Genomic DNA, 11,736 nt, shown 5'->3' on the forward strand with positions numbered 1-11,736 from the left:
TGTTCATAGGGCGGAGTGTGTGAAATAGTTGAAGAGACGAACCAGGGGAGGGAGATGGGGCGGGCAGAAGAGCGGTACGTCAGCAAAAAAGCAAAGCACCCAAGCACGAAATCTGGCTGATGCGCTTACGTTACACTAACGCTACCAAATATATAAATCTGACAACCACCCTGAAAAAGCACAAGGATTTTTTTTTCGGAGGCCGCGCTGCTTGGTGCAACCTAAGGTATCCTCTACCTCGACCTTCGCGTAAGCCATTGCTGTGGCCCGACGTCGGAAAATAGACTTGCAAGCGGCGGCTTCCTCGCCCGAGCCTATCTGTCAGCTTTGCGAGCGGCAGGTGCAGCAAGTGTCGCGTCATCATTTGGTGCCCCGCGAGGAAGGCGGCCGCTACGGGCCCACCATTGATTTGTGCCAGCCGTGCCACAGCACTGTGCACCTCATGCTCACCAACAAAGCGCTGGCCCGGCAATACCACTCCGTGGAGGCCCTGCGCAGCGCCGATGAGCTGCAGAAGTACTTGCACTGGATCAAGCGCAGCCGCGTGGAGCGCATCAGCAACCGCCGACGGCGCCGCTAATTGGCTTGCCCGCTGTTTCTTTGCCGGCGTATGCCCCAGTTTACTTTTCTGCCGTTTGCTCAGGCCCGAGGCCAAGCCGCTGCCACCGTTGTGGTCGACAGTATTTTACCGAGGGCCGCTCTAACGCTGGCTCACTGGCGCCAGGCACCCACGCCCGCGCCTTTTCGCGACGATACCAGCGCCGGCTCGGCGTTGCGTGCGTTGCACAAGCTACCTGCCGAGCTACAGGGCGCCCAGTTTGTTACGGCCAACCACTTCGATGTAGATGGTTTTGTAGGCGTGTGGACACTGCTGAACCCCGAGTTGGCCTTGCAGCACGAAACCTTGCTGCGCATGGTAGCTACCCTAGGTGATTTTCGGGAGCTGGGCTGGCAGCACCCGCTGGCCAATACGGCCCTGAAGCTGGTTTGCTGGCTGAATGCGAAGGAAAAGGAGTTGTTTTACCCGCCGTTTGGGGCGCCGGAACTGCGTCGCCGCGAAGACGAAGCCTCCGCCGAGAAGTTTGCCTGGTTTCTGTCGGCCTTTGCCGAGGTGCTACAAAACCCCGACCTAGGGCGCACAGCCTGGCTACCCGAGTACGAGCGCGTGCGCCGAGGTATTGCCGCAATGCAAAGCTCCGCCACGCAGCTGAACCGCTACCCCGAGCTAGGCTTAGTAGTAGTGCATACGCCCGATCCGCTGCCCTACTACGCCTTGTTTGGACCCACTGAGGGTTATGATATTGTGCTGAGCTGTTACGGCGAACAGCGTTACGAGCTGGAATACAAGTACACCACTTGGGTAGATCTGGAGAGCCGCCCCACACTGCCGCGCCTGCCGCTACAACCCCTGGTCGAATGCCTAAACCAGCTCGAAACAACCCGCCGCCTCTGGACGTGCGATGCCGTAACCGACACAGGCCCGCAACTGCGCCTTTCCGGCCGCGACCTCAGCAAAGTACAGCGCTACGCCGACCCCGATCAGCGGCCCATTTATGCGTCTTCCATTCCTGCTGCTGAGCTTGAAGCGGAGGTGATTCGCTTTTTCAAGACGCAATACGTTGGTATTGAGCCCCGGCGCTATTGGAGTTGGGATGAAATCCGTGCTGGCGGCGCAGCACTACAGCAGTAGCGCGGGCTTCAGCCCGCGTGTGTAAGAACGATTACCGTTGAACAGCAAGCGCATCAACGTGGTCGTTCGTGCACACGCGGGCTGAAGCCCGCGCTACAGTTGCGTTACTCTTCGCTGCCGAAACCAACCACGCGCAGCGTGCTTACGCCGCCGGCACCACGGCGCACGTGTATTTGCGTGCTTACGCGTTCTTTCAGCGCCTCCACGTGCGAGATGACGCCAATCATTTTGCCGGTGCCTTGCAGCGTTTCGAGCGCCGAAAGCGCTACGTCGAGCGTGTCGGGGTCGAGGGTGCCAAAGCCTTCGTCAATGAAGAGCGTGTCGATCTGCGTCTTACGGCCGGCCAACTCCGACAGACCTAGGGCTAGCGCCAGGCTCACCAAAAAACTTTCACCACCCGATAGCGAGTTCATCGAGCGGGTGCTGCCGGCCTGGTACTCGTCTACAATGAGTAGGTCGAGGTGCTCGTGGGGGTTGCGCGTGATGCGGTACTGGTCGTTAAGGCGGGCCAGGTGGCGGTTGGCCAACTCTACGAGGCGGGCCAGCGTGAGGCCCTGCGCAAACTCGCTGAACTTCTTGCCATCGGCCGAGCCGATAAGCTCTGCCAAGCGGCGCCAGCGGCGAGCCTCCTGCAGTTGTTTATCCAGCTCGGCTACAATTTGAGCGTGGCGCTCCTGGCCGCTGCGGTGGTCGGCGAGGCGTTGTTGGCGCTGGCCCAGCTGCTGGTTGAGCGCAGCCAGCTGGTGCTCGGCTTCACGCAGCTGCACCTGCACCACCTCCGACGACTCGGTGGTGAGGGCGCGAGCCTGCTCGGTTTGGTGCTGATGCGTAAGCTCCGTAATGCTGTGTTGCGCAGCCGCTACAGCCCGCTCGTGCGCTTGCAGTTGCTCGGCCAGGCGGTGCACTTCCTGCTCGGGTAACAAGCGGGCGGCCAGCTCGGCGCCATCGGCAGGTAGGCCGGCAGCTTGCAAATCGGCCAGCAAAGCGGCGTGGCGTTGGTCGCGCTGCTGCTGTTGCTGCGCAATCTCCTCGCCGAGCTGCTTGTGGCGTTCGTCGTGGCGAGCCAGTGCGGCTTCCTGCTCACAGAAAGCCTTGTCGTGGCGTTCGAAGGCTTCGGCGGCATGGCGCACGGCTTCGGCTAGCTGCGCTCGCGCTTGGGCCACATCGGTGCCGGCGAAGTGCTCTTGGCGTTGCGTACGCTGCTGCTCGATGCCCTTGAACTGCTGCACCAACACCTCTTTGCGCGCCGATAGCCACTGCTGATTATCGGCGCGGCTCTTGGTGAGCTCCTCCACGCGAGCTTGCGCAGTACTGAGCTGCTTTTCTACGTTGGTGCGCGCCTGCTTTTTCTGCTCGAACTCGGCGCCCAGGCGCTTCAGCTGCTCAACCAGCGTAGCACCGTTTTCGCCCGTAAACTGCAGCCCAAACGAGCTCAGCAAGCTAGTGATGGTAGCGCGCACCACTGGCACCCGCTCCTCGGCATCAGCTAGGCGGGCCTGCAGCACAGCTAACTCCTGCGTAAGCTGTTGCTGCTGGGCGGCTGCTTGCTGCTGCAAGCCTTGGGCTTTGGTAAAAGCAACTTCGAGGTCATGCTGCTGCTGATCCAGCTCACGGAGCTGTTGGCCTATAGCGCGCACTGCCTTGGGAGCGGCTTCTTCGTCGGCTTCGGTAAGGAGCGTGAGCAGGGTAGGTGCCTCAGCCGCGGCGGCGTTGCCACCGGCGTGCTCGAGCAAGCCCGTGAGGCTTTGCATACGGTTGAGGCGTGCATTCAAGGTACGCACCAGCTGGCCTAGCTCTTCCTCGCGTTGCTGGTCGCGCTTCAGCGAATCGTGGCTAATGCCCAGCACGCCCGCGGCGTAGGGGTGCTCGGTAGCGCCGCATAGCGGGCACGGCTCGCCAGCTACCAAGTGTTGGCGGGCTTCTTCGTGCGTCAGGATTAACTGGTGAGCTTGGGTAAGGCGGCGTAGGTCGTCCCAGCGTTGCTCTTGCTCGCGGTGTTCGCGCTGCAGGGCCGATACGTGGTGCAGCAGAAGGCGCAGCCACTCGTCGCGCTCGGTGGCGGCAGCTTGGTGCTGTTGGCGCACGGCGACAAGGCGCTGCTGTGTGGTTTCGGTTTCGCCTTGCCCGCGCTGAGCGGCCGTGGTGGCGGCTGCCAAACGGGTTTTCAGGTCAGCCTCGGCTTTGCGCAGCTCACCCAACTCGGCTTGCAGGCTGGTCCATACCTGCAATTCGCTGGTTAGGTCGGGCAAGGCTTCGGACAGCTCGGCCAGGCGCTGGTTTTGCTGCAGCCACTGATCCAGTTCGTGCAGCTGCTGACCTTGGGCTTGCACTTGCGCGGTGGTTTGCTCAAGCGTTGCGGCGGCCAGCTTGTGCTGCTCCAGGCGCTGATCGTACTCCAGCCGCTCTTTGCGGAGCTGCTCTTCGGCCTGCCCAATCAAGCCATCGAGCTTATCGGCCTCGAGCAGCTTGGGCTCCTGCTCTTGCTGGGCTTGCTGAGCTTGGGCGTGCTGCTGCTTAGCCGTAGCGCGCTGCTGGCGGGCGCTTTCGAGGGTGGTGTGAAGCAGCGGGCGGCGCAACGCCAACTGCTCCTGCTCGTGGCGCAGGCGCTGCAGTTGCGCATCGGTTTGCTGCACCAGGGCCCACGGCGTGCTGAAAGGTGCTGCCTGTTGGTGGGCCATGAGGCGCTGGTGCATGGGCTTGAGGCTAGCTGCCTGCGCCGTGAGCTGCTCCAGCGTGGCGGCCGCGCGTTGGCGGCGTAGCCCTAGGTCTTCGAGCTGCCGCAACCACAAATGAGCTTCGTTGAGGCGCTGGCGCATAGCGGTGGCCGTAGCGGCTTGTGCTTCGAGGGCGGCTACTTCGGCTGTTAGCGCGGTCAGTTCTTCCTCCGACAGCAGCGTTACCCCGGCAAGGCCCGCCCGCAGGGCTTCGCTGCGCTTGTCTTCTTCCTTGGCTTTCTCGAAGGCGAAGCGCGAAATCTCGGAGTACTTCTGTGTGTCGGTAATCTTTTCGAGCAGCTGGGCCCGTTCGCCGGGATTCGATTTCAGAAAGCGCGTAAACTCGCCTTGCGCCAGCAACACCGAACGCAAAAACTGGCGGTACTCCAGGCCGCTCAGCTCGGCTACCCGCGTCGGCACCCGCGACTTGTAGCTTTCCAGAATAACACCTTCGTCGGAGCCTTCTTTCAGCTCGCTGATGCTCATGGAGGCGTCCTGCAACTGCCCTTCGGCCTTTTTGCGGGCGCGGTGCTGGCCCCAGCGCGAGCGGTACAGCTTGCCGTTTACGCTAAACTCCACTTCGGCCCAGCTTTCGCCGGTGCCTTGGCTCATCACTTGGGCTACCTCGCCGTCGTGGCGGGGTACTTGGCCGTAGAGCGCCAGCGTAATGGCATCGAGAATAGTGGTTTTGCCCGCGCCGGTAGGGCCCGTAATGGCAAACAAGCCCGCATCGGAAAGCGGGGCGTTGCTGAAATCAATCTCGTGCTGCCCGCGCAGCGAGTTGAGGTTGAAGAACCGGACGCGGAGAATTCTCATATGGGGCCTCACCCCCCGGCCCCCTCTCCGAGGGGAGAGGGGGAACCTGACGAGGGCACGTATTCAGGGTAAAGAAGATAAGTGTGGCTGTCGTATCGCGCAGCCATTTACTAAGCAAGTTAAGGCAGGTGCTGGCGAATTCGTGCCAGTACAGATGCGGTTTGATGCAAGACTTCTTCGTTGGCAAAACGCAGAACGGTGTAGCCAAGTGTTGCTAGATCGAAAGTGCGGCCTTCATCATAAGCGGTTTGCTCAGGCTCAGAATGATAACATCTATCTACCTCGATAATAAGCTTAGCCGGCAAGCAGATGAAATCGGCAATGTAGCGGTCAATTACATGCTGCCGTCTGAAGCGAAGACCAGTTTGGTTACCTCTCAGGTGCTGCCACAATACCTCCTCTGCCAAAGTAGGTTGCCGGCGCATTTGCCTAGCTGATGCACTGATTAACTCATAAAGTACCTTGTCAGCAGTAGCCCATTTCAACTTCGTTGAAGTCGGGACACCACTCGTATTATTTGAAATATCAGCTATACATCCATTCATCTTACGCTAATCAATTCGTCAGGCTCCCCCTCTCCCTTGGAGAGGGGGCCGGGGGGTGAGGCCCCTAGTTGTGCATCAGCTCCACCAACTCATCGAACGTGCGCATCAACTCCGCGCGGCCGTCTTCCGGCTCGCCTTCTAAGCGGCGCTCAAAAACTTCCCGCTCCGAAAAATCGTGCAGGCTGCGGGTGAGCGGTTCGGCTTCGGTTTCGCCGAGCGGCCGGAGCGTTACGATGCGGAAATGCCGCCGTGCCAGCACCTCAATCTGCTTGCGGTCGAGCTTCTCGATAACCTTGAGCAACTGCTCGGCTACTTCGAGCTGGCCGATTTCAGAGCGGATTTCAACATCGGCCCAGGCCGGGAGGGGTAGCTCGCCGTTTTCGTAGGCGGCAAGCTGGTTTAATACTTCCTCTAGGTCGCCGTGGAAGCGCACGAGGCGGCGGGCGGTAGGCACCTCAATGGTTTCGATGCTGGGGCAGCCTGCGCCCTTAAACTCGAGCAGCAGTACTTGCTTGGGGTCGTGGATTTCGGAAAACGACAGCGGAATGGGAGAACCGCTGTAGCGGATATGCTCGCGGCCGCCTACGCGCTGCGGGCGGTGCAAGTGACCTAGGGCCACGTAGTCGAAACAATCGGGGAAGTGGTCGGCCGAGACTTGCCCTAGGTTGCCCACGTGAATGGTGCGCTCCGAGTCGGAGGCAGCACCGCCGGCGGCGTAGAGGTGGCCGGTTGCCAGCACCGGCAAGCCATTGGCTTTGTGCTGCCACACTTGCTCGCACTCGGCTACGCGGGCGTAGTGGTCGGCAATGCCTTGTTTGATGCGGGCCTCGCGCTCTTCGGCGGTTTCGCCAGGCAGGGAGAGGCGCACGTCACGGTCGCGCAGGAAGGGTACGGCGCACACCACCAGCGCGGGTTGGCCGGTGGCATCGTCGAGTATCAGCACCTGGTCGTCGAAGCAATCGGGCACGCAGCCCACCACGTGCACGCGCAAGTGGCGTAGCAGGCGGGCCGGGGCGTTGAGCGTAGCCGGCGAGTCGTGGTTGCCGCCTACAATTACCACGTCGCGGCAGTTGGTTTGGCGCAGCTGCACCAAAAAGGAGTAGTACAGCTCGAGCGCGGCGCTTGAGGGCGAGCCGGTGTCGAATACGTCGCCGGCTAGTACCAGCACTTCTACCTGCCGCTCCTGCACAGTGCACACCAGCCACTCCAGAAAATGGCGGTGCTCCTCGGTGCGCTCGTGGCCGCTGATAAAGCGTTGGCCCAGGTGCCAATCGGCGGTGTGCAGGACTCTCATGCAGGTGGTGGAAGAAGTAATGAACACCAAAAATAACGCTTCGGGTGCCGAAATTGCTCCGCAAATTGTCGGCGTAAACAACGATTAGCTAGTTGTAAACTTGGTTACAAATAACAACCTGTAAACTAGTTTATTAAATGGTGGGTTGGTCGGCTGAGTGTACTGTGCAGCCGAAATACTGCGTAGTGTGCTCGATTTGTAGCCCGTAAAACAACACAGCCCCGGCAGTAGAGCCGGGGCTGTGTTGGCTTTGAGCATCAGGCAAGCTTAGTGCACTGCTTGCTTCTGAAACTCGGTTATGGCTTCGCCTAGGTCGTACACGGGTACGTTGGGCAGCACAGCCTTGAGAATGCTGCTGCCCGCGGCCGAGCGGTAGCCACCGGCGCAGTGCACCAGCACGGGCTTGTCGGCGGGTACTTCGTGGGCACGCTCGCGCAGCTCGGGCAGCGGAATGAGCAGGGCATTGTCGAACACCGGCTGCTTAGCCTCAGTGCGGTTGCGGATATCGACGATGGTGAACTGCTCGGGGTGCTGGCGCACTCGCTCCACATCAACCTCGGGCGAGGTAGCAGGCAGCTCGCGCGGGGTAAGCAGGGCCCCTGTGATGTTGCTTTCGTAACCAATTTTGGCGGTTTTCCGGATTACCGTATCGAGGGCAATCTGCGAATCGGCCACCAGGTAAAACTGCTCTTTCGGACCTAGGATGGAGCCAAGCCACGTCTCGAACTTGCCACCGTCCATCAGGTTAATTGCGCCGGGCAAGTGGCCTTGGCGGAACTGCGCCGCTGGGCGGGTATCGATGATGGGAATGCCGGCTTCGAGCGGAGCACCGCTTTGCAGGTGCGGCACAGAGCGCACGGAGTCTTCGAAGGCGGGCGCGCCTTGCTTGTTGATTTGCACGTCGCGGCCGAAGTACTTGGGCGCGAAGGGCTGGTCTTCGAGCAGTACACGCACAAATTCGTCGCGCGACATAGGCTGCAGCGCGTAGTTTGTCTTCAACTCTTTGCCGATGGTCGAGTCGAGGTCGGTGGAAGTGGTTTTGCCGCACAAAGAGCCCGGACCGTGCGCCGGATACACCTTGGTGGTGGGCGGCAAGGTCATTAGCTTGTTGCGGGTGCTGTCGTACATCTGCGCGGCTAGCTCCTCTCGCTTGTGGCCGCCTATGGCTTCGTCTTCGCGCAGGTCGGGGCGGCCTACATCGCCCACAAACAGCGTGTCGCCCGTGAATACAGCGCGGGTGCCGCCCAGCTCGTCAATTAGTAAAATGCAGATGGAGTCGGGCGAGTGGCCAGGCGTATTAATGGCGTGCAGCTCAACTTGCCCCACGGTAATCCGGTCGCCCTCGTCGAAGGGCTTGTGCGGGTACGTGGCCTTTACCAGCTTGCTCACGTAAATGGTGGCGCCGGTTTCCTCAGCAATTTCCAGGTGCGACGAGACGAAGTCGGCGTGGGGGTGCGTCTCGATGACGGCCACAATCTTGGCGTCCTGCTCGTCGGCGAAGTCGTAATACGGTTGTGGGTCGCGGGCCGGGTCGATGACGGCCATGCGGCCGCCGCTAAGCACGGCGTAAGAGGCGTGGGCCAACCCTTTGTCGTAGAACTGGTGTATCCTGAAGGGTTGTGAGGAAGGCAGGGGACTCATGGATGTAGAGTAAGTTGACAACTGCCGGGCCTCGCTGGCCCGGCCGCCGACGGAGGGCTTGCCAAATGCAAGCACCGAGCCGTTTGGGCGTAAGCTGACAGCATGGCCGCTCGAAGAGCAAGGGGCTGACATTGTCAAATATAACAATCCGAGAATCCTATCGGCCGGCTGCTGTATCGAAATTTGCACCAGCTAAGCATTAGTACGCACGTAAATAGTTGCTTATCAGTGGGTGCTAAGCATAAATTCCCCTTAAGGCAGATTATTGCACCCATAGTGGCCTCCCCAACAGCCCAGCAGCACCTAGGTGGCGCAATGGCAGAGGTGGCCGCCGATGAGCTGGGTGCGCAAGCAAAAAAGCCGCTCCTAAGATAGGAGCGGCTTTTTGAGGAAGTGGAGATGGGTGGAGCAGTGCCTTAGCTGGCTTTCACCTTGGCCTTATCCTTTTCGCCTTTCACCTTGAGCTTGTCGCCCTTGGCTTTCACTTTGGCTTCTTTCATTTCCTCGCGGCGCTCCATGCGGTTTTCCAGTTGGTCTTCGCGCTTGGCTTGGTACTGCGCAAACTGCTCGGGCGTGAGTACGCCGCGCAATTGCTCATCGGTGCGGGTGCGGGTTTCCTGCATTTTCTGACCTAGGGCCTGGCGCTCGGTGCTGCCGGGCGTCATTTGGCCGCGCAGGGTTTCCATTTCGTTGGCTTGCGCCAGGAAGATGGTGCGTACCTTGGTTTGCTGATCGGCCGTGAGGCTGAGCTGCTTAGTGAGGCGCTGGGTTTGCAGATCGGCGCGCTGCTCGGGCGAAAAGCGGCCTTGGCCACGGCCCATGCCTGGTCCTTGTTGCGCCGAAGCCGGCGCGGTAGCAGTATTTTGGGCTTGAGCGGTGGTAAAGCCGAGGGTAGCAACCGTCAGCAGCAGAAGCATCTTTTTCATGGAAGGAGTGTCTGTAATGAAATCTGCTTGCTTAGAGGGCAAACAGGCTAGGTGGTTTAATCGACCCCAAGTAACCTAGGGCAACTTCCGGGCCAAGCTAGCAGCAAGCCGGATTCTGCCTATATTCGGGCCCCGACGTGTCCGTTTGCGGCCCGGTGCGGTATTCCACGACCAACTTCTCTCTAATATTCTCCCCATTCACTCTCACTAATGGCAAACATTTTCGCCAAAAAACCGCTCGCTCAGCTGTTGGGCGAAGCCAATGCCTCCGGCGAAGGCGCTCTTAAGCGCACCCTGGGCGCGGCTAACCTGGTGGCACTCGGCGTCGGGGCTATCATCGGGGCTGGCCTGTTTGTGCGTACCGCTGCAGCGGCCGCGCAGGCTTCGGGCCCGGGCGTTACCCTAGCATTCATCGTGGCCGCCATTGGTTGCGCATTTGCAGGCCTGTGCTACGCCGAGTTTGCGGCGATGATTCCGATTGCCGGTTCGGCCTACACCTACGCCTACACCACCATGGGCGAGTTTGTGGCTTGGGTTATCGGTTGGGCACTGATTATGGAATACGCCCTAGGTGCGGCCACCGTATCCATTGCCTGGAGCGAATACCTGAACAAGCTCTTACAGGTTTTTGGGACGGAAGTCCCGTACAGCCTGAGCCACTCGCCGTTTGAAGGCGGTATCATCAACCTGCCGGCATTGGCGATTGTAGTGGTGCTGAGCCTGCTGCTCATCAAAGGCACGCAAGAGTCGGCAACCCTGAACGCGTTTCTGGTGGTGCTGAAGGTTGCGGTGGTTCTGGTGTTCATTGCAGTGGGTTGGCAGTACATCAACCCCGCTAACCACACGCCCTACCTGATTCCCGAAAATGCCGAACCCGTAATTAGCGGTGGCAAAATTGTGCGCGAATACACCGAGTGGAACAAGCACGGCCTGGGCGGTATCCTGGGCGGCGCGGCCATCGTGTTCTTTGCTTTCATTGGTTTCGACGCCGTTTCGACGGCTGCACAGGAGGCCAAGAACCCCAAGCGCGACATGCCCATTGGCATCCTTGGCTCGCTGGCTGTCTGCACCATTCTTTACATCCTATTTGGCCACGTGCTTACGGGTGTTGCCAACTGGCGCGAGTTTGCCGACCCGGCCAAGGGCGGCGAGGCATCGGTAACGTATGCCATCGAAACCTACATGACGGACTTCAAGTGGCTGGGCACGGCCGTTACGGGCGCCATTCTGTTTGGCTTTACCTCGGTAATCCTGGTAATGCTCATGGGCCAGTCGCGCGTGTTTTTCTCCATGGCCAACGACGGCCTGATGCCGAAAGCTTTTTCCGAACTGCACCCCAAGTTCCGCACGCCCTACAAGTCTAACCTAGCGCTGCTGGTATTTGTGGGTGCGTTTGCTGCCTTCGTGCCCGGTTCGCTTGCCGGCGACCTTACCTCGTTCGGTACGCTGCTGGCTTTCGTGCTGGTATCGGCTGGTGTGTGGCTGATGCGCCGCTCCAACCCCGAGCAGCCCCGTCCGTTCCGGGCGCCGCTATCCTCGGCTGCGTTTCCGCTGGTGCCTTTCCTGGGTGCGGCTATCTGCCTAGGCATGATTGTGGCCCTGGATTCCAATACCCTGAAGCTAGCTTTGGGCTGGATGATCCTCGGCTTTATCGTGTACTTCATCTACGGCAAGCGCAACTCGAAGCTGCAGCAAGGTATTGTGGTAGTACCCACCGAAATGGAGGAACAAGCCTTCATTGAGCCCGATCCCAAAAACGCCTAGGTTCTTTTCCTAGTCACTTACGAAAAGCCCTGCCGATAACCCGGCGGGGCTTTTTTGTTTGGCTACTTACCGGCCGGCTGCACTTCGCTTTTCAGCTTAAGCACCCGGTCGCCGTTTTCTTGCACAATCAAAAAAGCCGGGTTGTCGGGAGTGCCTTTGCGGGTTATTTCGGAGCCCTTAAAGGTGCGGGAAACCGGTTCTTTGAAGGTTTGCTCGATTTTGCCGGTTGCTGTACCGGTGCCGTATTTCCAGGAAACGCGGGTGCCTTTGCGCATAATTGTCGGGATGAAAGTGAGTTGGCAATGATGTACTTACGCACGGGGCCAAAACTCGGCTTTGCGCGGCT

9 protein-coding genes are annotated in these 11,736 nt (G+C 60.0%); 3 read left to right on the top strand and 6 right to left on the bottom strand.

Annotation, left to right across the window (positions count from 1 at the left end; all coding sequences use genetic code 11):
• Nucleotides 1–262: 262 nt before the first annotated feature.
• Together ASU33_RS03125 and ASU33_RS03130 are read left to right on the top strand one after the other, a co-directional pair.
• Complete coding sequence (locus ASU33_RS03125) at nucleotides 263–580, top strand: HNH endonuclease (RefSeq protein ID WP_286130394.1); 318 nt, start codon at nucleotides 263–265, stop codon at nucleotides 578–580.
• A gap of 30 nt (nucleotides 581–610) precedes the next feature.
• The gene (locus tag ASU33_RS03130; protein WP_059068016.1) at nucleotides 611–1,690 is read left to right on the top strand and encodes a DUF6687 family protein; all 1,080 of its coding nucleotides are present in this window, start codon (nucleotides 611–613) and stop codon (nucleotides 1,688–1,690) included.
• A 104-nt stretch (nucleotides 1,691–1,794) separates the two neighbouring features.
• Here the strand turns inward: ASU33_RS03130 and ASU33_RS03135 are convergent, their stop codons facing one another.
• From ASU33_RS03135 to ASU33_RS03150, 5 genes are all read right to left on the bottom strand, one after another.
• Nucleotides 1,795–5,220: an AAA family ATPase gene (locus tag ASU33_RS03135; RefSeq protein ID WP_059068018.1), complete on the bottom strand. Its 3,426-nt coding sequence runs from the start codon at nucleotides 5,218–5,220 to the stop codon at nucleotides 1,795–1,797.
• A 119-nt stretch (nucleotides 5,221–5,339) separates the two neighbouring features.
• A complete protein-coding gene (locus ASU33_RS20935) occupies nucleotides 5,340–5,705 on the bottom strand; it encodes an endonuclease domain-containing protein (RefSeq protein WP_286130395.1) in 366 nt (121 codons plus the stop codon).
• Nucleotides 5,706–5,829: 124 nt separating this feature from the next.
• A complete protein-coding gene (locus ASU33_RS03140) occupies nucleotides 5,830–7,059 on the bottom strand; it encodes an exonuclease SbcCD subunit D C-terminal domain-containing protein (RefSeq protein WP_059068019.1) in 1,230 nt (409 codons plus the stop codon).
• Nucleotides 7,060–7,326: 267 nt separating this feature from the next.
• On the bottom strand, nucleotides 7,327–8,700 hold the full coding sequence (locus ASU33_RS03145; protein WP_059068021.1) for an MBL fold metallo-hydrolase: 1,374 nt from the start codon (nucleotides 8,698–8,700) through the stop codon (nucleotides 7,327–7,329).
• A 416-nt stretch (nucleotides 8,701–9,116) separates the two neighbouring features.
• Nucleotides 9,117–9,626, bottom strand: coding sequence for a Spy/CpxP family protein refolding chaperone (locus tag ASU33_RS03150; RefSeq protein ID WP_059068024.1), 510 nt, complete (start codon nucleotides 9,624–9,626; stop codon nucleotides 9,117–9,119).
• Between the two features lie 210 nt (nucleotides 9,627–9,836).
• On the opposite strand from ASU33_RS03150, the gene ASU33_RS03155 reads away from it, so the two are divergent.
• Nucleotides 9,837–11,390 (top strand): amino acid permease, encoded by a 1,554-nt coding sequence (locus tag ASU33_RS03155; protein ID WP_059068026.1) that lies wholly within the window; start codon nucleotides 9,837–9,839, stop codon nucleotides 11,388–11,390.
• Nucleotides 11,391–11,452: 62 nt separating this feature from the next.
• Here the strand turns inward: ASU33_RS03155 and ASU33_RS03160 are convergent, their stop codons facing one another.
• Nucleotides 11,453–11,665 (bottom strand): hypervirulence associated TUDOR domain-containing protein, encoded by a 213-nt coding sequence (locus ASU33_RS03160; RefSeq protein WP_059068028.1) that lies wholly within the window; start codon nucleotides 11,663–11,665, stop codon nucleotides 11,453–11,455.
• Nucleotides 11,666–11,736: the final 71 nt, after the last annotated feature.

Origin of the sequence: Solirubrum puertoriconensis (genome assembly GCF_001483135.1) — a bacterium.
Lineage (GTDB): Bacteria > Bacteroidota > Bacteroidia > Cytophagales > Hymenobacteraceae > Solirubrum > Solirubrum puertoriconensis.